We start from the raw sequence: 18,141 nt of genomic DNA on the forward strand, positions 1-18,141 counted from the left end.
ATGAGCGAGACCCCGGACAGCGCCGTCCACGCCGTGCGTACGTACATCGAGCAGCACCGCGCCGCCTTCCTCGGCGACCTGGCCGACTGGCTGCGCATCCCCTCCGTGTCGGCACAGCCCGACCGCGCGGGGGACGTGCGGCGCAGCGCCGAGTGGCTCGCCGCCAAGCTCACGGAGACCGGCTTCGGCACGGTCGAGGTGTGGGAGACGGACGGCGCCCCGGCGGTCTTCGCCGAGTGGCCCTCCGACGACCCGGACGCCCCGACGGTCCTCGTCTACGGCCACCACGACGTCCAGCCCGCGGCCCGCGAGGACGGCTGGCACACCGAGCCCTTCGAGCCGACCGTGATCGACGGCCGGATGTACGCGCGGGGCGCCGCCGACGACAAGGGCCAGGTGTTCTTCCACACACTCGGTGTCCGGGCCCATCTCGCCGCCACCGGCCGCACCGCCCCCGCCGTCAACCTCAAGCTGATCGTGGAGGGCGAGGAGGAGTCCGGCTCGCCGCACTTCCGGGAGCTCGTCGAGACGCACGCCGAGCGGCTCGCCGCCGACGCCGTGATCGTCTCCGACACCGGCATGTGGTCCGAGACGACCCCCACCGTGTGCACGGGCATGCGCGGGGTCGCCGACTGCGAGATCGAGCTGCACGGCCCCGACCAGGACATCCACTCCGGCTCCTTCGGCGGCGCCGTGCCGAACCCGGCCACCGTCGCCGGCAGGATCGTCGCCGCCCTGCACGACGAGACCGAGCGCGTCGCGATCCCCGGCTTCTACGAGGGCGTCACCGAGCTCTCCGAGGCCGAGCGGGCCCTCGTCGCCGAGCTCCCCTTCGATGAGGCCGCCTGGATGCGTACGGCCAAGTCCCACGGCACGCTCGGCGAGGCCGGCTTCTCCACCCTTGAGCGGGTCTGGGCCCGCCCGACCGCCGAGGTCAACGGCATCGGCGGCGGCTACCAGGGCCCCGGCGGCAAGACGATCGTGCCCGCCTCCGCCCAGCTGAAGCTGTCGTTCCGGCTGGTCGCGGGCCAGGACCCGGCCAAGATCGAGCTCGCCGTACGGGACTGGCTCACCGGACTCGTCCCCGCCGGCATCCGGTACGGGATCGTCTTCGGCGCCCCGACCCGCCCCTGCCTCACCCCGCTCGACCACCCCGCCCTGAAGGCGGTGGCCGGGGCCATGAGCCGGGCCTTCGACGGCGCCAAGGTCCGCTACACCCGCGAGGGCGGCTCGGGCCCCGCCGCCGACCTCCAGGACGTCCTGGGAGCACCCGTCCTCTTCCTCGGCATCTCCGTCCCGTCCGACGGCTGGCACGCCCCCAACGAGAAGATCGAGCTCGATCTCCTCATGAAGGGCGTCGAGACGACCGCGCACCTGTGGGGCGACCTGCCCGCCGCCCTCCACGCCGCCGCGCGCTGAACCCACACACCGATCCGGGGGAGTTGGAAGCACCTGTGAGCACCTTGAAGAACCCGTCGACGGACGAGCGTCCGGACCGCCCGATCTCGCTCACCGCGCCGACCGGCATCGACCGGGCCGCCCACCACCGCCTCGACGAGGCGTGGCTGGCGGCGGCCTGGAGCCACCCGACGACCCGGGTCTTCGTGGTCTCCGGCGGGCAGGTGCTGATCGACGACCGGCCCGACGGCACCACGGAGCTCGTCATGACCCCGGCCTTCGAGGCCCCGGTCACCGAGACCCACCGCTACTTCCTGGGCACGGACGCCGACGGGGTGTCCTACTTCGCGCTCCAGAAGGACACGCTGCCCGGCCGCATGGACCAGTCCGCGCGGCCCGCGGGGCTCCGCGAGGCGGGCCTGCTGCTCTCGGACCGGGACACGGGCCTCATGGTGCACGCCGTCGCCCTGGAGAACTGGCAGCGGCTCCACCGCTTCTGCTCGCGCTGCGGCGAGCGCACCGTCATCGCCGCCGCCGGGCACATCCGCCGCTGCCAGGCCTGCGGCGCCGAGCACTACCCGCGCACCGACCCGGCGGTCATCATGCTGGTCACGGACGACCGGGACCGGGCCCTGCTGGGCCGCCAGGTGCACTGGCCGGAGGGCCGCTTCTCGACCCTCGCGGGCTTCGTCGAGCCCGGCGAGTCCATCGAGCAGTCGGTGGTCCGCGAGGTCTTCGAGGAGGCCGGTGTCACGGTCGGCGAGGTCGAGTACGTCGCCAGCCAGCCCTGGCCCTTCCCGTCCAGCCTCATGCTGGGCTTCTTCGCCCGCGCCACCTCCTCGGAGATAAACGTGGACGGCGAGGAGATCCACGAGGCCCGCTGGTTCTCCCGCGAGGACCTCGCCGCGGCCTTCGAGTCCGGCGAGGTGCTGGCCCCGTACGGCATCTCGATCGCCTCCCGTCTGATCGAACGCTGGTACGGCAAGCCGCTCCCGAAGCCGGGCGACGTGCTCTGACGGTCCGCCGCCCGGTCGCGGCGACGTGCTCTGACGGTCCGCCGCCCGGTCGGCGCGGCGGCTCTGACGGTCCGCCGCCCCGGCCCAGGCGGCCGTTCCTGCGTCCTGCGGTCCGCCGCCCCGCCCCCGACCGCCCCGGCCGTCACTCCAGCCAGGCACCGTCACGCATGACGACCCTGCCGCTCAGCTCGGGCGTGTCGTGCCAGGCGCGCACCACCTTCGGCGTGACGCGTACGTACACGTAGGGGGAGTCCACCCTGCGCGGGTCCCAGCCGAACTTGCCGGCGAACGCGTCCGCCGCGTCCGCCGGCACCTCCTCGTCCGTGAAGCACCGCGCCGTCCCCTGGAGCAGCACGACGTCGAGGGTGTCCGGCAGCGAGAGGCGCACCCGCGGGTCGGCGCGGGCGTTGCGCACCGTCGCGGACGTCGCTTTCGTGCACACCCAGACGGCCTCCCCGTGCCAGACGAACCACAGGGGGATCTGGTGGGGGCCGTGATCGGGATGCGCGGTCGCCACCCAGACGTCCCGCTCCGAGGCGAGGCGGTCGAGGGTGTCGCGCCGGCGTTCGGCCGTCGAGCGGCGGACGGCGGTTCTGTTCTCCATGGCCACCGACGCTAGTCGGCAAGATCGCCGAGCACATGGGGCCGTGGCCCTACGTCCCTCGACCTACGGCAGAGCCCCCGGCCGTCGTGGCCGGGGGCTCGCTGTCGGGGAGGCCGGGCCTCAGACAGCCAGGGCCTGCTTGACCTGGGCGAGCGACGGGTTGGTCATGACCGACTCGCTGCCCTGGGCGGAGACCACCAGGACGGTCGGCACGGTCTGGTTGCCGCCGTTGGCCTTCTCGACGAACGCCGCCGACTCCGGGTCCTGCTCGATGTTGATCTCCGAGTACGCGATGCCCTCACGGTCCATCTGGCTCTTCAGCCGACGGCAGTAGCCGCACCACGTGGTGCTGTACATCGTCACAGTGCCCTGCATGGCCTGGCGCTCCTCTTGTTCGCGGACGGGTGCCGAGAGGGAGAACGCACACCCCGGCCGCACCATTCCCCGGATTCGTATGACCGGTGTCGCTCACCTGTGGACAAGCCGCCGCGGCGCGCTCGCCGGACCTGGCAGCATGGACAGGTGACAGCAGCAACGCACTCCACTCTCTTCCCGCAGGTCCCGGAGACGGCCGACGCGGTGCTCGACGGGCTCGACCCCGAGCAGCGCGAGGTCGCGCAGGCCCTGAGCGGCCCGGTGTGCGTGCTGGCGGGAGCCGGCACGGGCAAGACGCGCGCCATCACCCACCGGATCGCGTACGGGGTGCGGGCGGGCATACTCCAGCCCGCCAGTGTGCTCGCCGTCACCTTCACCAACCGCGCCGCGGGCGAGATGCGCGGCCGGCTCCGGCAGCTCGGAGCGGGCGGGGTCCAGGCCCGGACCTTCCACTCCGCCGCCCTCCGCCAGCTCCAGTTCTTCTGGCCCAAGGCCGTCGGCGGCGACCTGCCCCGGCTCCTGGAGCGGAAGATCCAGCTCGTCGCCGACGCCGCCGCCCGCTGCCGCATCCGCCTCGACCGGAACGAGCTGCGCGACGTCACGAGCGAGATCGAATGGGCCAAGGTCACCCAGACGGTCCCCGCCGACTATCCGGCCGCCGTGGCCAAGTCCGTCAGGGAAGCCCCGCGCGACCCGGCCGAGATCAGCCAGATCTACGCGCTGTACGAGCAGCTCAAGCGCGACCGCTCGGTCATCGACTTCGAGGACGTGCTGCTGCTCACCGTCGGCATCCTCCAGGACCGGCACGACATCGCCGAGCAGATCCGCCGCCAGTACCAGCACTTCGTCGTGGACGAGTACCAGGACGTCTCCCCGCTCCAGCAGCGCCTGCTCGACCTGTGGCTCGGCGACCGCGACAACCTCTGCGTCGTCGGCGACGCCAGCCAGACCATCTACTCCTTCACCGGCGCCACCCCCGACCACCTGCTGAACTTCCGCAACCGTCACCCGAGCGCCACGGTGGTCAAGCTCGTCCGCGACTACCGCTCCACCCCGCAGGTCGTCCACCTCGCGAACGGGCTGCTCAGCCAGGCCCGCGGCCGGGCCGCCGAGCACCGCCTGGAGCTGATCTCCCAGCGCGAGCCGGGCCCCGAGCCGGTCTACACGGAGTACGCCGACGAACCGGCCGAGGCCGAGGGCACCGCCCGCCGCATCCGGGACCTCATCGCCGCCGGCGTGCCGGCCGGCGAAATCGCCGTCCTCTACCGGATCAACGCCCAGTCGGAGGTCTACGAGCAGGCCCTCGCCGACGCCGGAGTGCCCTACCAGCTCCGCGGCGCCGAGCGCTTCTTCGAGCGCCAGGAGGTACGGGAGGCGGGCATCGCCCTGCGCGGCGCGGCCCGCGCCGGCGGGAACGACTCCCTCCTCGACGACGCCGAGGACCTGCCCGCCCAGGTCAGGGCCGTGCTCTCCACCAAGAACTGGACCCCCCAGCCGCCGACCGGCTCCGGCGCCGCCCGCGACCGCTGGGAGTCGCTCGCCGCCCTCGTCCGGCTCGCCGAGGACTTCGCCCGCGCCAAGCCGGGCGCCACCCTCTCCGACCTGGTCGCCGAGCTCGACGAGCGGGCCGCCGCCCAGCACGCGCCGACCGTCCAGGGCGTCACCCTCGCCTCGCTGCACGCGGCCAAGGGCCTGGAATGGGACGCCGTGTTCCTCGTCGGCCTCACCGAGGGCATGCTGCCCATCACCTACGCCAAGACCGACGAGCAGGTCGAGGAGGAGCGCCGCCTGCTGTACGTGGGCGTCACCCGGGCCCGCCTCCACCTCTCGCTCTCCTGGGCGCTGTCCCGCGCCCCGGGCGGCCGTGCCTCCCGGCGCCCCAGCCGCTTCCTCAAGGGGCTGCGCCCCGGCTCGGGCTCCCTCGGCTCCGTCGGCACCGCCGCCTCCGGAGGCATCGAGCGGGGCGTCGCCGGCGCCCGGCGCAAGCCGCGCGGGCCCGTCCTGTGCCGGGTCTGCGGGGCCACGCTCACCGAGGCGGGCGCGATGAAGCTCATGCGCTGCGAGGACTGCCCCTCGGACATGGACGAGGGGCTGTACGAGCGGCTCCGCGACTGGCGCTCCGAGCAGGCCCGCGAGCTGGCCCAGCCCGCCTACTGCGTCTTCACCGACAAGACGCTCATGGCCATCGCCGAGCGCGTTCCCACCACCGACGGCGAGCTCTCGTCGATCTCCGGCGTCGGCATCCGCAAGCTCGACCGCTTCGGGGCCGACGTCCTGGCCATCTGCGCAGGTGGGGAGGGAAGGTCGGGGGACGAAGGAGCCTGAGCAAAACTCATCGCGAAAATAGTTTGCGCCCGCCCCGTCAAGCCCCATAGGTTCTTAACCACGGACACAGCGGCTTCTTCGAAGCCCTGTCTTCGTGCTGTACTTGTCCAAATACATACGAGGGTCCGGCTCGCACCCGAGCCCTCCGAGACGCCGAGAGGAGGCGATTCCCCGTGATCAGCAACATCAAGACCAGCACCGCCGGCTTTGTCACCGCCGCCAAAATGACCGATCGCTCCATCGCCTCCGCCTGCTCGCTCGGCCTCTCCGGCGCTGCGTTCCTTGGCAGTGGTCTGCCCGTCACCGGTCTGTCCGGTCTCGGCACGCCCGCCATTGAGCGCAATGAGCGACCGACCAAGGCACTGGAAGCAGTAGCAGCCGGCAAGGCCACGGCCTATGCCTTTGCAGCGACCGGTGCCGGAATCCAGCAGCGGCAGACGACGACGCACCACCACATGATGTGGGCCTTCCGTGGGCTCGAACCCTGGAGTGATCCAGTCTGATCCATGATCAGGCAGGCGCCTTCAGGGCCGCGGAACCCCACCCGGGATCCGCGGCCCTTCTGTTTGTCCCCGAACGGGGATGACGGAGCGAAGGGGCCTCGGGCAGAAAACACCCGGTACCAGCCGAAAGCCCGGCCAACAGGCCGGAACGACCAGACGAGGAAAGACCACCGTGCAACTCGAAGCGCACGCCCCGTCCGTACCGCCTTCCGATTCGATCTCCCTGCCCGGCTCCACGGAGGACCACGCTTTGACCCCCCTCACCGCGCTCACCGCGCTCGACGACGCCATCGAGAACCTCGGCGTCCCCGTCCCGTGTCGCGCCTACGACCCCGAGGTCTTCTTCGCGGAGTCCCCGGCCGATGTCGAGTACGCCAAGTCCCTCTGCCGGACCTGCCCGCTCATGGCGGCCTGCCTCGCCGGCGCCCAGGAGCGCCGCGAGCCCTGGGGTGTCTGGGGCGGCGAGCTCTTCGTCCAGGGCGTGGTCGTGGCCCGGAAGCGGCCCCGTGGCCGTCCGCGCAAGAACCCGGTCGCGGCATGAGCGCCACCGGAACCATCGACCGCCCCTACACGCACGACCCCCGGAATCAGGCCCCGATGACCTCCTCCGCGATCGAGCCCATCGGCTCCGCGACCCCCGACTTCTCCACCACCGCCGCGCACACCGCGCGTCAGAACAGGATCCGCGAAATGCAACTCATCCCAGAAGCCCTGGCTCGTGCCCATATGCATGAGCGCCGGCGTGAGGCCGAGGCGGAACGCCAGGCCGTGCGCCTGGTCGCCGCCCGGCGTATGCAGCGCCGCGCCGAGCGCGTGTCGCTGCGCGCCCGCCGCGCCTTGGCCATGGCCGTCATGAACTGAGGGGTTCCCACCCCTCGCGCCCCGCGGGGCGCCCACCCGGGGGCCGGTCCTGACGGACCGGCCCCCGCGGTGCGTTGACCGGGCCGAGACGCCCCTGCCGCGTTATCGTCACGAGGGTGAACGACGCCCGTATCCCCGAGGCGCCCCTCGCCTGCGCGCGCTGTGGCAAGACCACCGACACCCTCCCGCTGACCTGGACGTGTTCGGTGGAGAACGGTCGGCGCGAGTACTTCTGCGAGGACTGTGCCCGCGCCAACATCCGCGCGATCGAGGGCCGCCTCGACTCCTCCTGGTGGTGACCGGCCCTCGGCCCGGCGCCGTCAGGACGCGGCTTCGCCGGTGTCCGTCGCGAGGAAGCCGGGCAGCCACTCCTCCAGCTCGTCCCTGAGCCGTACCGTCGCGTTGAGCTGACACAGCACGCCGATGGTGCTCAATGTCACACGGTGTATCAACAGGTACGAGGGCGGCAGGTTCAGCTGCTTGCCCAGCTGGTGGGCGGGGGAGCGGGGGTCGGCGATCCGGGCGGCCTGGGCGCGCAGCCAGCCGCGGGTGAAGAGGTACGTCTCCGCCTCGGCCGGCTCGATGATCGGCAGCAGGTACTCCAGGACCGTGTCCGGGTCGAGGGCGACGGACTCCTTGACGAAGCCCTCCGCGCGGAGCAGTTCGTAGACGGTCTCGGCCTCACCGGCGAGCGCCATCCGCAGACAGACGCCGATCGTCTCCGGCAGCCCGCCCGGAAGCCGGTCCACGGTGCCGAAGTCGAGGACGCCGAGGCGCCAGCTCGCCGGATCCTCGTCGCCCTCGGCGCCCGGCAGCAGCCGGAAGTTCCCCGGGTGCGGATCGGCGTGCAGCAGGCCGGTGCGCGCGGGACCGGAGAAGAGGAAGCGGGCCAGCAGCTGCCCCGCCCGGTCCCGCTGGTCCGCCGTGCCGTCCGCGATCACCTCCGAGAGCGGGATCCCGTCCATCCACTCGGTCACGAGGACCTGCTCCGACTGGTGCACCACCGCCGGCACGACCACGTCGGGATCGTCCGCGAACACCTCGGCGTGCTCCCGCTGGGACCTCGCCTCCAGCGCGTAGTCCAGCTCCTCCGAGACCCGGTCCCGCATCTCGGCGATCAGCGGCTTGATGTCCATCCCCGGCACGAGCGGGCCGAGGAGGCGGGCGAAGCGGCTCAGTTGGGTCAGGTCCGAGAGCAGCGCCTCCCCGGCGCCCGGGTACTGCACCTTCACGGCGACCTCGCGCCCGTCCTGCCACACCGCCCGGTGCACCTGCCCGATCGAGGCGGCCGCTGCCGGCTTGTCCTCGAACTCCAGGAACAACTCACGCCAGTTCTCTCCGAGCCGCTCGCCGAGGACCGCGTGGACGGTGGCCGTCGGCATCGGCGGCGCCGCGTCCTGAAGCTTCGTCAGCGCCGCCCGGTACGGTCCGGCGACCTCCTCCGGGAGGGCCGACTCGAAGACGGACAGCGCCTGACCCAGCTTCATGGCGCCCCCCTTCAACTCGCCGAGCACCTTGAACAGCTGCTCGGCCGTGCGCTGCTGGAGCTCGCGGGCGACCAGCTCGGCGGACTTGCCGCCGATCCGTTTGCCCAGCCCCCATGTCGCCCGGCCGGCGAAGCCGAGCGGCAACGCGGCCAACTTGGCGGTCCGGGTGACCGCCTTCCGGGGAAGATCAGACATGCGCCCCTCCAAATCCCAGACTGCCGTGTCGCGCAGGGCCGTTACCCCGCCATTGTGTCCTGCGTGCCTCCGGCTGCCGAGGCGCGCTCCCCTTCTCCGCCGCGCGCCGCCCCGCACGGGCAGTCCGGGTGGGGTCGCAACCGCTCCGCCCGCCACTCCAGCAGCGGCAGCGACACCTCCCAGCGGGTGCCCGTGCTCGCCGGGAGGTCACCGTCCAGGAAGGCCAGGGCGTGGGCGGCGGCGAGGCCCGCCACGACCGTGGCCAGCGCCAGGTCGCAGGAGGGCAGCGGATGCGGGGCGCCCGAACGCCACTGGGCGAGGAGCCGGGGCCGGACGGGCTCGCGATCCGTCAGCCCCTCCTGGAGGCAGCGGGCGCAGGCCGTCCCGCCCGGCAGGACGAGCGGCCCGACCGTCCCCGTCGCCTCCAGCACCCCGGCGTACAGATGGGGCGTGCCCGTGGCGATCCAGGGTCCCGCGGGCACGGGGTCGGGGACGTACGCGCCGAGCCCGTCGCGCGGTGTCACCACGACGAGTGACAAGCCGGGCGAGCCGCGCCCGTCACCCTGTCCGGCGGCTCCGCCCGTCGGCCCGGCGCGTGTGCCGCCCCGGGCCCAGCGGCGGACCAGGCGCCGGGCCGCCGTCGCCCGGCGCTCGCCGACGGCCTCGGCCGGCAGTCCGCCCGGCGCGGTCTCCCACGGCTCGACCCGGCCGGAGTCCAGCACCTCGACCGCGCCCACGCCCGCCGCGGACAGCAGGGCCGCCACCGTCGCCCCCACCCGCCCCGCGCCCCGGACCTGGACGCGCAGCGCCCGGCGGGCGGCCAGCGTCCGCGCCGCCCGCTCCGGCTCCCGGTGGACGACGGACAGCGAGGCCAGATCGGCCCGGAGCGGATCGAGCACCGCACCCACCGCCCCGTCACCCGCACCGCCCCCCGAGCCGCCCCCCGAGCCGCCCCCCGCACCGATGCCCGCCGCACCGGCGCACGAACCGGCCTTCCCCGGCCGTCCGTTCGAGGCGTCCGCGAGGAGACCGGCCGCCGCCAGCCGGCCGAGGAGCGCCTCCAGATGCCCGTCCGGCAGACCACGTGCCCGCGCCTCGGCCCGCAGCAGCTCCGTCCCCCGGGTGCCGTCGAGGAGCGCGAGGAGCTCCCCCGTACCCGTGTCGACCGGGCTCATCACCACCGCGTGCGCGGGGGTGATCCCGAACTGGACGCACTGCAGACTCCGCCAGGCGCGTCGCAGCGCCGGCTTCACCATCGGATGCATTTCCCCGCCCCCGCCCGTGACCGCATTCAAGATCGACAACGGCCCTTCCGTCGTCCTGAAGCGAGAATGCCCCGCCGCCGGGAACGCCGCCGAAAGTTGTCCACAGGCCCGCGCATTAGTCATTCGAATGCTGCGGGGCGGGGCCGGAACCTTCCCGAAACCACTCCGGAGGGAGGACTTCCCCCGCGGTCAGCGGGTAACGTCGGGGCCGTGCCCGCCGACCCACAGCGCAGCGTGACCAGCCAGCCGCCCCGCGGTTCGGGGACGAGTGCGGTCGAGGTCCGCAGAAGCGCGCGACGGAGCAGAACCGTCTCGGCCTACCGCGAGGGCGACCGGACCATCGTGCTCATCCCCGCCCGTATGTCGGAGGCGGAGGAGCAGCGCTGGGTCACCGTCATGCTGGACAAACTCGCCGCCCAGGAGAGCCGGAGCGTCCTCGGCGACCGCGAGCTCACCGAGCGGGCGCAGCACCTGTCCGACCAGTACTACGGCGGCCGTGCCCGCCCCCGCTCCGTCCGCTGGGTCACCAACCAGAACACCCGCTGGGGCTCCTGCACCCCCTCCGAGGGCAGCATCCGCCTCTCCCACCGGCTCCAGGGCATGCCCGAGTACGTCGTCGACTACGTCCTCCTGCACGAACTGGCCCACCTCCTCGTCCCGGGCCACGGCCCCGGGTTCTGGCGGCTCCTGGAGGCGTACCCCCGCACCGAGCGGGCCCGCGGCTACCTGGAGGGCGTGGTCGCGGCCGGCCGCCTCCCGGGCGCTCGCGAGGAGTGACGCCGCCGACACCGGCAGCGCGCGTCTTTCCCGATTGGGTACCGAAAACGACCTGCCCTGTCTCAATGTCGCACTCAGCCGTTAGCCTGGCGCGAGCATTCGCCATTCGGGATGGGGGACGGTCGTTACGCATGGCCAGGGAATTCCAACGCGGCCACAAGGCCAAGATCAGTGATCTGACGGCGGGTACCGATCTGTACGTGGGTGTGCAGATCGCGGCTCCCGGGCTCACCTTCGACATCAGCTGCTTCGGGCTCGACGCGGACGAGCGGCTCTCGGACGACCGCTACTTCGTCTTCTTCAACCAGCCGAAGTCGCCCGAGGAGTCCATCCAGCTCCTCGGCGCCCAGTCCGGTGACACCGAGTCCTTCCGCATCACCCTCGACCGCATCCCCGCGAACATCCAGAAGCTGTCGTTCACCGCGACGATCGACGGCGCCGGCCAGATGTCCCAGGTCGGCCCCGGCCACCTGCGGATCGTGGCGGGCGGCGAGGAGGTCGCCCGGTACGCCTTCACGGGTGCCGAGTTCTCCACCGAGCGCGCGGTCATGCTCGGCGACTTCTACCTCAAGGACGTCTGGCGGTTCGCCGCCGTCGGCCAGGGCTTCGACGGAGGCCTGGAGGCGCTCCTGCGGAACTTCGGCGGCGAGGTCGCCGAGGAGGAGCCCGCGGCGCCGCAGGCCCAGGCCCCGGCCCCCGGCTTCGCCCCGCCGCAGCAGGCGGCGGCGCCCCCGGCCTTCGGCGCGCCCGCACCGGCCGCGCCCCCGCCGGCCCCGGCGCCCGCGTTCGGAGCCCCGCCGGCCCCGCCCGCGCCCGCGCAGCCCGTCCACACGGCGCCGACGATGGTGGCGCCGCTGGCGCCCGCTCCGGTCCCGCCGCCCGCACCGGCCCCCGCGCCGTACGGACAGCCGCCGCAGCCCCCGCAGTACGGCCAGGTCCCGGGTCAGCCCCCGGGCCAGTACCCCGGGCAGGTCCCGGGCCAGGCACCCGGTCAGTTCCCCGGCCAGGGCCAGCCGCCGCAGCAGCCCGGGTACGGGCAGGCGCCCCCCGCGCCGTACGGGCAGCAGCCGCAGTTCGGCCAGCAGCCCGCGGGCGTCCCGCAGGGCGTCCCGGCCACCGGCGCCGGACTCGCCGCCGCGCTCGCGCCGTTCAAGGAGACCGCCACCGGCGCCCGGTGGACCCCGCAGAACCAGCAGCTCATGCGGGTCGACCTGGCCATGGGCGGCGTCCCCGTCCTCGCCCGGCAGGGCTCCATGGTCATGTACCAGGGCAAGGTCGACTTCTCCCACAAGGGCGCGGGCTTCGCCGGCCGGATCGTCGGCAACGCCACCGGCCAGGAGATGCAGCTGATGCGGTGCAACGGCCGCGGCCAGGTGTTCCTCGCCGAGGAAGGCGCCCACCTGCACCCGATCGAGCTCCAGGGCGACGGCATCTGCGTCTCCGCGGAGAACGTCCTCGCGTTCGACGAGTCCCTCCAGTACGAGGTCCGCCGCATCGAGGGCCACGGGATCCCCGGCGGAGCCCTGTTCACCATGCAGTTCCAGGGCACCGGCACCGTCGTCGTGAAGACCCGCGGCATCCCCGTGGTCCTGCCCGTCACGCCGACGACCTTCGCCGACTGCAACGCCGTCGTCGCCTGGTCCTCCGCGTCCCAGGTCATCCTCTCCAGCCAGGTGCGGCTCCGCCGCAACGCCTACCCCGGCCACAGCGGAGAGACCGTGAACCTCCAGTTCCGGGGCGCCCCCGGCAACTTCATCGTCGTCCAGCCCTACGAGGTCTGAGGGAGCCCGAAGTCATGAACCAGCAACTCGCGGGCTATGCCCCGACCCCCGTCGCGGCCCGGATGGAGAACCACGGCCGGACCATGCTGAAGGTCGCCATGGCCTCCGGCCAGGACCTGTTCGCCCGGACCGGCTCGATGGTCGCCTACGAGGGCTTCATCAGTTACGAGCCCAACCCGCCCGCCGTCCGCCAGGCCGCCAAGGACTGGGCCACGGGCGAGGGCGCGCCGATCATGAAGGCCTCCGGCGACGGACTGCTCTACCTCGCCGACTACGGCGCCGACGTCGTCGTGATCAACCTCCAGAACGACTCGATCTCGGTCAACGGCACCAACCTCCTCGCCTTCGACGCGCACCTCCAGTGGGGCGTCGAGCGGGTCAAGGGACTCGCCAAGTTCGCCGGCCAGGGCCTGTTCAACGTGGAGATCGCCGGCACGGGCTGGGTCGCGCTCACCTCGCGCGGCACCCCGATCGTCGTCGACTGCGGCCGCGGCGAGGACGAGACCTACGTCGACCCCGACGCGCTCGTCGCCTGGTCGCCGTCGCTCAAGGTCAAGGGCAAGCGCAGCTTCAAGGCCTCCTCCCTCATCGGGCGGGGCAGCGGCGAGGCCATGCAGATGGCCTTCTCGGGCCAGGGCATCGTCGTCGTACAGCCGAGCGAGGACAGCACCGACCGCCTGCGGGTCCGGGGCTGAGGGGGAGCGAGAACACACCATGCAGAGCCCGCTTTTCAACCACGCGGAACAGCAGAGCCAGGAGCGGTACGTCATCCAGAACCCGCAGCTCCTGCGGGTCAGCCTGACCGGGCAGGACGACGTCCTCGCCCGCAAGGGCGCGATGGTCGCGTACCAGGGACTCGTCGACTTCGACGGCGAGTACCAGACCTCCAGCCAGCGCCGGGCCCGCGCCCGCACCGGTGAGGGCCTGGACCTCATGCGCTGCTCCGGCCAGGGCACGGTCTACTTCGCCAACCTCGCGCAGTACGTCCACGTCGTGGAGGTCGACCACGAAGGCCTGACCGTCGACAGCTCCTACGTCCTGGCGCTCGACTCGACCCTCCACACCGAGGTCATCGCCGTCGACAGCCAGTACGGCATCTCCGGCTCCGGCAAGTACCAGCTCAACATCTCCGGCCGTGGCAAGGTCGCCCTCATGACCTCCGGCCAGCCGCTGATGATGCAGGTCACGCCCGAGAAGTACGTCAGCGTCGACGCGGACGCGATCGTCGCCTGGTCCACGGGGCTGCGCGTCCAGATGCAGGCGCAGACCACCAACTCCAGCGTCCGCCGCCGCCGCGGCGACACGGGCGAGGGCTGGGAGCTCAGCTTCCTGGGCCAGGGCTTCGCGCTCGTCCAGCCCAGCGAGGTCATGCCCCCGCAGCACGCGGCCATCGGCCAGGGCATCGCCGCCCAGTTCGGCGCCGGTCAGCACGGCGCCCACGCGCAGAACCAGAACAACGCCTGGAACTGAGCACGGCACGCGCGTGAGGGGCGGCCTCTCCGGAGGCCGCCCCTCACCCGTACTCAGCCGAGGCGCGCCAGCGTGCCCTTCAGCAGCTCGACCACCGAGGTGTCCGCCACCTCCGCCACGTCCTCGTACGCGAACCAGCGCAGGTCCAGCGACTCCTCGCTGATCTCCGCCTCCGCGCCGGCCGGGGCCAGCGCCGCGTACTGCACGTCCAGGTGCCAGTGGCACGGCGCCGGGATCGGATGCCGGTCGAGCCGCACGGGACCGCCCCGCAGCAGGGTCAGCCCCGCGATCCCGGCCTCCTCCGTCGCCTCCCGCAGCGCAGCCGCCTCGACCGTCGCGTCACCCTCCTCGCAGTGGCCGCCCATCTGCAGCCACATGCCCAGCTTCTTGTGCAGGGTCAGCAGCACCCGCCCCCGAGCCGGGTCGACCACCAGCGCGCTGGAGGTCAGATGCCCGGCCCCGCAGGGCTTGTACATGCCGTCCGGGTGCTCCGCGAGATGGTCCAGATAGACACCGCGCAGCTCCGGCTGGTCCCCGTACCCGCTCAGCACGCGGACCGCGTCGTCGTACAGGCTCACTTCTTGTCGTCGCCCTCGTCATCGGAGCGGCCCTGAGCCGCCTCGCCCAGCATCTTGTCCAGCTCCGAGAAGTCGAGGTGCTCGCGGTGGACGAAGCCGTCCGGGTCGTCCAGGTCGGTCGCCGTCGGCAGCATGTCCGGGTGCTCCCACAGCCCGTCCCGGCCGTCGACCCCGCGCGCGTCCGTGAGCGAGGCCCACAGGCGCGCCGCGTCCCGCAGCCGCCGCGGACGCAGCTCCAGGCCGATCAGCGTCGCGAAGGTCTGCTCCGCGGGACCGCCCGAGGCCCGGCGCCGACGCAGCGTCTCGCGCAGCGCGTCCGCCGAGGTCAGCCGCGACTTGGCGGCCTCGTGGACCACCGCGTCGACCCAGCCCTCGACCAGCGCGAGCGCCGTCTCCAGCCGGGCCAGGGCCGCCTTCTGCTCCGGGGTGTCCTGCGGCTGGAACATGCCCTGCTGGAGGGCCTCCTGCAGCTGCTCCGGGTGCGTCGGGTCGAGCTGGCCGACCGCCTCCTCCAGCTTCGAGGTGTCGACCTTGATCCCGCGCGCGTACCCCTCGACCGCGCCGAACAGATGCGCCCGCAGCCACGGCACGTGCGCGAAGAGCCGCTGGTGCGCGGCCTCACGCAGGGCCAGGTAGAGCCGCACCTCGTCCGAGGGCACGCCCAGGTCCTTGCCGAAGGCCTCGATGTTCAGCGGGAGCAGCGCCGCGCGCCCGGCCGGGCCGAGCGGCAGACCCACGTCGGTCGAGCCGACGACCTCACCCGCGAGCGCGCCCACGGCCTGCCCGATCTGCTGGCCGAACATGGCGCCGCCCATGGAGCGCATCATGCCGATCAGCGGGCCGGCCATGGCCTGCATCTCCTCCGGCAGGACGTCGCCCATCGCCGCGCCGACCCGCTCGGCGACCGGGTCCACGAGCTGCTGCCAGGCCGGCAGCGTCGCCTCGACCCACTCCGCGCGGCTCCACGCCACGGCGGTGCTCGCGCCCGAGGGCAGCGAGGTCACGCCGTCCAGCCACAGGTCGGCCAGCCGCACGGCCTCCTCGACCGCGGACTTCTCCGCCGGGCCCACGCTGGCGTCCTTGGTGCCGTCGGGGGTGCCCTGGGCCACCACCTGGCGGGCGATCTGCTTGGCCATGTCCCAGTTCACGGGACCGCCCTCGTAGCTCAGCATCTGCCCGAGCTGCTGGAAGGCCGCGCCCAGATCGTTCGGGTTCAGCGAGCCGAACATCGCCGCGAAGGGGTTGTCCGCGCCGCCCTGACCGCCCGGCAGGCCCATGCCGGGCAGCCCACCGAAGCCGAACGGGTTCGCCCCGAACGGGTTGCCGGAGCCCTGGCCACCTCCGCTGGGGTCCTTCTTCTTGCCCTCGTCGCCGTTCTCCGGCTCCTCCGGCGGAAGGCCGAATCCGAATGGGGTGTCACTCACAGGTTTCCTCGGCTCGTAGGGCCGCCGGCCTCCTGCCGACGGCGACTGCCCGACCAGGCCTGTCAGACAGACCCGCACACCACCAGCCTAGACATCCGGGCCGGAAATGGGCTCGGTGCTCCGCCGAGGCGTGCCCTGCGGCAGGATGGACGCCACCTGGTCCGTACGCGTCATGCGTGTACGTACTGAAGACAACCGCTGGAGACGCCCGGTGAGTTCCCCAGATCCTCAGGTTCGCGCAGCGCGAAACCACTCAACCCGGTCCGCCGCGCGCGGACCCGTCGTCGCGGTCACCGGTGCCGCTTCCGGCGTCGGTGACCTGCTGACCAGGCGCCTCGCCGCGTCCGACGAGATCAAGCAGGTCATCGCGATCGACGAGCGCCGGGGCGATGTCCCCGAGGCGCACTGGCACATCCTCGACGTGCGCGATCCGGCCATCGCCGAGAAGCTGCGCGGCGCGGACGTCGTCGTGCACCTCGCCGTCGATCTCGACCTGGAGACCGACCCCGCCGCCCGAACGGCCTACAACGTGCGCGGCACGCAGACCGTCCTGACCGCCGCCGCGGCCGCCGGAGTGCACCGCGTGGTGCTCTGCACCTCCGCGATGGTCTACGGAGCCCTGCCCGACAACGACATCCCGCTCTCCGAGGACGCCGAGCTCAGGGCGACGGCCGAGGCCACCGGCGTCGGCGACATGCTGGAGATCGAGCGCCTCGGCCGCCGCGCGCCCCGCGCGCACCCCGGCCTGAACGTCACCGTCGTCCGCCCGGCCGTTCTCGTCGGCGGTACGGACACGGCGCTGACCCGCTACTTCGAGTCTCCCCGGCTGCTCGTCGTCGCCGGATCCCGCCCCACCTGGCAGTTCTGCCACGTCGACGACCTGGTGAGCGCGCTGGAGTACGCGGCCCTGGAGAAGGTCGACGGGGAGTTCGCGGTCGGCTGCGAGGGCTGGCTGGAGCAGGAGGAGGTCGAGGAGCTCTCCGGAATCCGGCGCATGGAGCTCCCCTCCGCCGTCGCCCTCGGCGCGGCGGCCCGCCTCCACCGGATCGGGCTCACCCCGTCCCCGGCGGGCGACCTCGCGTACACGATGCACCCCTGGGTGGTCAGCGTCGGGCGGCTCCACGACGCCGGCTGGCGCCCGAAGTGGACGAACGAGGAGGTCCTCACCGCGCTCCTGGAGGAGGTCGAGGGCCGCCACACGGTCGCCGGCCGCCGCCTGGGCCGCAAGGACGCGACGGCGGCGGGCGCGGCCGGCGCGACGGTGGCGCTGCTGGGCACGGCGGCGCTCGTCCGGCAGATGCGGAAGCGGCGCGGGATCTGACCCGCGCCGGGGAGCCGGGGCGGGCGGCCGGGGGCTGCTCCCGGGGCCGGCCCGGGGGAGGTGTCTGTAGAACCCTCCTACGGAGGGTTTCGACGACCGGTCGAAACCGCAATTCCGGATGTCGGCGGCGTACGGCACCATGGGCGCATGGCACGCACCCATGACCACCCCGGCGAGCAGGCCGCCGCCGACCCGATCAAGCTCCTCGCGATCCGGGACACCCCGCTCTCCGTGGACGAGGTCTTCCGGGCCGTCGGCGACGACGCCTCCGGCGGCACGACCCTCTTCGTCGGCACCGTGCGCAACCACGACGGCGGCGCGGACGTCGATGCCCTCGGCTACTCCTGCCACCCCACCGCCGAGGCGGAGATGCGCCGCGTCGCGGAGAAGGTCGTCGCCGACTACCCGGTCCGCGCGCTGGCCGCCGTCCACCGCGTCGGCGACCTCCGGATCGGCGACATCGCGGTCGTCGTCGCCGTCTCCTGCCCCCACCGCGGCGAGGCCTTCGAGGCCTGCCGCAAGCTGATCGACGACCTCAAGCACGAGGTTCCGATCTGGAAGCACCAGACCTTCTCCGACGGCACCGAGGAGTGGGTCGGGGCCTGCTGAGGCCCGGCAGGGAGCGGTCCTCGTCCGCAAGGCGACGCGCCGACAGCGCGTAGCCGAACGCCCGATTTGCGTAACCGGCCCCCAGGCAGCAGCGTTGATGCCACAGATGAATAGTCTGCTGATCAACTCACTGGGGATGGGAGGTCGGGATG

The 18,141-nt window shown here is 72.8% G+C and carries 19 protein-coding genes; 13 read left to right on the forward strand and 6 right to left on the reverse strand.

Annotated features, from left to right (window positions below; all coding sequences use genetic code 11):
- Together ACF08F_RS29345 and nudC are read left to right on the forward strand one after the other, a co-directional pair.
- On the forward strand, positions 1-1,419 hold the full coding sequence (locus tag ACF08F_RS29345; protein ID WP_392301544.1) for a dipeptidase: 1,419 nt from the start codon (positions 1-3) through the stop codon (positions 1,417-1,419).
- 35 nt (positions 1,420-1,454) lie between these two features.
- Entirely contained in the window at positions 1,455-2,414 is a 960-nt protein-coding gene (gene nudC, locus ACF08F_RS29350) for an NAD(+) diphosphatase (RefSeq protein ID WP_392301545.1), read from the forward strand.
- 142 nt (positions 2,415-2,556) lie between these two features.
- Here the strand turns inward: nudC and ACF08F_RS29355 are convergent, their stop codons facing one another.
- Both ACF08F_RS29355 and ACF08F_RS29360 read right to left on the reverse strand, forming a co-directional pair.
- The gene (locus ACF08F_RS29355) at positions 2,557-3,018 is read right to left on the reverse strand and encodes a pyridoxamine 5'-phosphate oxidase family protein (RefSeq protein WP_392301546.1); all 462 of its coding nucleotides are present in this window, start codon (positions 3,016-3,018) and stop codon (positions 2,557-2,559) included.
- A 120-nt stretch (positions 3,019-3,138) separates the two neighbouring features.
- Complete coding sequence (locus ACF08F_RS29360) at positions 3,139-3,393, reverse strand: mycoredoxin (RefSeq protein WP_392301547.1); 255 nt, start codon at positions 3,391-3,393, stop codon at positions 3,139-3,141.
- Between the two features lie 147 nt (positions 3,394-3,540).
- Between ACF08F_RS29360 and ACF08F_RS29365 the strand changes: the two genes are divergently transcribed.
- The 5 genes from ACF08F_RS29365 (at position 3,541) to ACF08F_RS29385 (ending at position 7,381) form a co-directional block, all read left to right on the forward strand.
- A complete protein-coding gene (locus tag ACF08F_RS29365; protein WP_392301548.1) occupies positions 3,541-5,718 on the forward strand; it encodes an ATP-dependent DNA helicase UvrD2 in 2,178 nt (725 codons plus the stop codon).
- Between the two features lie 176 nt (positions 5,719-5,894).
- Positions 5,895-6,221, forward strand: coding sequence for a hypothetical protein (locus tag ACF08F_RS29370; RefSeq protein WP_392301683.1), 327 nt, complete (start codon positions 5,895-5,897; stop codon positions 6,219-6,221).
- Positions 6,222-6,393: 172 nt separating this feature from the next.
- Positions 6,394-6,762 (forward strand): WhiB family transcriptional regulator, encoded by a 369-nt coding sequence (locus ACF08F_RS29375; protein ID WP_055641437.1) that lies wholly within the window; start codon positions 6,394-6,396, stop codon positions 6,760-6,762.
- Positions 6,759-7,082, forward strand: a complete 324-nt coding sequence (locus tag ACF08F_RS29380; RefSeq protein ID WP_055641436.1) for a hypothetical protein — start codon at positions 6,759-6,761, stop codon at positions 7,080-7,082. The genes ACF08F_RS29375 and ACF08F_RS29380 overlap by 4 nt, the downstream gene beginning before the upstream one ends.
- 116 nt (positions 7,083-7,198) lie before the next feature.
- Entirely contained in the window at positions 7,199-7,381 is a 183-nt protein-coding gene (locus ACF08F_RS29385; protein WP_189509479.1) for a hypothetical protein, read from the forward strand.
- Between the two features lie 21 nt (positions 7,382-7,402).
- Here the strand turns inward: ACF08F_RS29385 and ACF08F_RS29390 are convergent, their stop codons facing one another.
- Together ACF08F_RS29390 and ACF08F_RS29395 are read right to left on the reverse strand one after the other, a co-directional pair.
- On the reverse strand, positions 7,403-8,764 hold the full coding sequence (locus ACF08F_RS29390; RefSeq protein WP_392301549.1) for an ABC1 kinase family protein: 1,362 nt from the start codon (positions 8,762-8,764) through the stop codon (positions 7,403-7,405).
- Between the two features lie 41 nt (positions 8,765-8,805).
- The gene (locus tag ACF08F_RS29395) at positions 8,806-10,029 is read right to left on the reverse strand and encodes a TOMM precursor leader peptide-binding protein (protein WP_392301550.1); all 1,224 of its coding nucleotides are present in this window, start codon (positions 10,027-10,029) and stop codon (positions 8,806-8,808) included.
- A gap of 210 nt (positions 10,030-10,239) precedes the next feature.
- On the opposite strand from ACF08F_RS29395, the gene ACF08F_RS29400 reads away from it, so the two are divergent.
- The 4 genes from ACF08F_RS29400 to ACF08F_RS29415 all read left to right on the forward strand — a co-directional run bounded on the left by ACF08F_RS29400 (position 10,240) and on the right by ACF08F_RS29415 (position 14,057).
- Positions 10,240-10,806, forward strand: a complete 567-nt coding sequence (locus ACF08F_RS29400; RefSeq protein WP_392301551.1) for a M48 family metallopeptidase — start codon at positions 10,240-10,242, stop codon at positions 10,804-10,806.
- A 131-nt stretch (positions 10,807-10,937) separates the two neighbouring features.
- Positions 10,938-12,587 carry a TerD family protein gene (locus tag ACF08F_RS29405; protein ID WP_392301552.1) on the forward strand — a complete coding sequence of 550 codons (1,650 nt, stop codon included), beginning with the start codon at positions 10,938-10,940 and terminating at the stop codon, positions 12,585-12,587.
- Positions 12,588-12,601: 14 nt separating this feature from the next.
- The gene (locus tag ACF08F_RS29410; RefSeq protein ID WP_392301553.1) at positions 12,602-13,282 is read left to right on the forward strand and encodes an AIM24 family protein; all 681 of its coding nucleotides are present in this window, start codon (positions 12,602-12,604) and stop codon (positions 13,280-13,282) included.
- 19 nt (positions 13,283-13,301) lie between these two features.
- Positions 13,302-14,057 carry an AIM24 family protein gene (locus ACF08F_RS29415; RefSeq protein ID WP_392301554.1) on the forward strand — a complete coding sequence of 252 codons (756 nt, stop codon included), beginning with the start codon at positions 13,302-13,304 and terminating at the stop codon, positions 14,055-14,057.
- A gap of 53 nt (positions 14,058-14,110) precedes the next feature.
- Here ACF08F_RS29415 and ACF08F_RS29420 read toward each other — a convergent pair whose 3' ends face one another.
- Both ACF08F_RS29420 and ACF08F_RS29425 read right to left on the reverse strand, forming a co-directional pair.
- A complete protein-coding gene (locus ACF08F_RS29420) occupies positions 14,111-14,635 on the reverse strand; it encodes an NUDIX hydrolase (RefSeq protein ID WP_392301555.1) in 525 nt (174 codons plus the stop codon).
- Positions 14,632-16,059, reverse strand: coding sequence for a zinc-dependent metalloprotease (locus ACF08F_RS29425; protein ID WP_392301556.1), 1,428 nt, complete (start codon positions 16,057-16,059; stop codon positions 14,632-14,634). The genes ACF08F_RS29420 and ACF08F_RS29425 overlap by 4 nt, the downstream gene beginning before the upstream one ends.
- Before the next feature lie 211 nt (positions 16,060-16,270).
- On the opposite strand from ACF08F_RS29425, the gene ACF08F_RS29430 reads away from it, so the two are divergent.
- A complete protein-coding gene (locus tag ACF08F_RS29430) occupies positions 16,271-17,380 on the forward strand; it encodes an SDR family oxidoreductase (protein WP_392301557.1) in 1,110 nt (369 codons plus the stop codon).
- Positions 17,381-17,527: 147 nt separating this feature from the next.
- Entirely contained in the window at positions 17,528-17,989 is a 462-nt protein-coding gene (locus tag ACF08F_RS29435; RefSeq protein WP_390534249.1) for a molybdenum cofactor biosynthesis protein MoaE, read from the forward strand.
- The last annotated feature ends 152 nt before the right edge of the window (positions 17,990-18,141 follow it).

Source organism: Streptomyces sp. NPDC015130 (assembly GCF_043080005.1).
Lineage (GTDB): Bacteria > Actinomycetota > Actinomycetes > Streptomycetales > Streptomycetaceae > Streptomyces.

Bases quoted from the DNA above. Each gene is read 5' to 3' on its own strand.
- ACF08F_RS29395 (WP_392301550.1), bottom strand. From the start codon at position 10,029: ATGCATCCGATGGTGAAGCCGGCGCTGCGACGCGCCTGGCGGAGTCTG.
- ACF08F_RS29415 (WP_392301554.1), top strand. From the start codon at position 13,302: ATGCAGAGCCCGCTTTTCAACCACGCGGAACAGCAGAGCCAGGAGCGG.
- ACF08F_RS29355 (WP_392301546.1), bottom strand. From the start codon at position 3,018: ATGGAGAACAGAACCGCCGTCCGCCGCTCGACGGCCGAACGCCGGCGC.
- ACF08F_RS29435 (WP_390534249.1), top strand. From the start codon at position 17,528: ATGGCACGCACCCATGACCACCCCGGCGAGCAGGCCGCCGCCGACCCG.
- ACF08F_RS29410 (WP_392301553.1), top strand. From the start codon at position 12,602: ATGAACCAGCAACTCGCGGGCTATGCCCCGACCCCCGTCGCGGCCCGG.
- ACF08F_RS29360 (WP_392301547.1), bottom strand. From the start codon at position 3,393: ATGCAGGGCACTGTGACGATGTACAGCACCACGTGGTGCGGCTACTGC.
- ACF08F_RS29380 (WP_055641436.1), top strand. From the start codon at position 6,759: ATGAGCGCCACCGGAACCATCGACCGCCCCTACACGCACGACCCCCGG.
- ACF08F_RS29345 (WP_392301544.1), top strand. From the start codon at position 1: ATGAGCGAGACCCCGGACAGCGCCGTCCACGCCGTGCGTACGTACATC.
- ACF08F_RS29405 (WP_392301552.1), top strand. From the start codon at position 10,938: ATGGCCAGGGAATTCCAACGCGGCCACAAGGCCAAGATCAGTGATCTG.
- ACF08F_RS29390 (WP_392301549.1), bottom strand. From the start codon at position 8,764: ATGTCTGATCTTCCCCGGAAGGCGGTCACCCGGACCGCCAAGTTGGCC.